Raw genomic sequence first — 255 nt, 5'->3', positions numbered from 1 at the left:
GGTACTCATGGTAAAATATACACCTATCAATGGGAAAAAGGAGTTGATAGCAAAGTATTCAGTTCCATTACTGGAAAGACAAGTGAAACAATGAATATTAAGCCATTAAGTGGAGCAAATTATTACCGTTTAAAAGTAACATCAGGTAAATGTGACGTAGAAAGTAACATCTTAAACATCAATATAGGTCAGCGAGTGCAAACTGGGACAATTACCAGGGAGTAATAGCGACGAGTTGTAATTAAGACAAAATAC

General features: G+C 34.9%; 1 protein-coding gene. It reads left to right on the top strand.

The window, feature by feature from the left end; genetic code table 11:
- A partial coding sequence (locus tag ACS2QP_RS28140) for a hypothetical protein (protein ID WP_438883121.1) occupies nucleotides 1-225 on the top strand: 225 nt, incomplete at its 5' end.
- Nucleotides 226-255: the final 30 nt, after the last annotated feature.

The sequence above is a fragment of the Bacillus cereus group sp. Bce019 genome (assembly GCF_051781745.1).
GTDB classification, from domain to species: Bacteria; Bacillota; Bacilli; order Bacillales; family Bacillaceae_G; genus Bacillus_A; species Bacillus_A cereus.
Note: the sequence above shows the minus strand (reverse complement) of the source record. Positions and strands in the feature narration are given on the sequence as shown.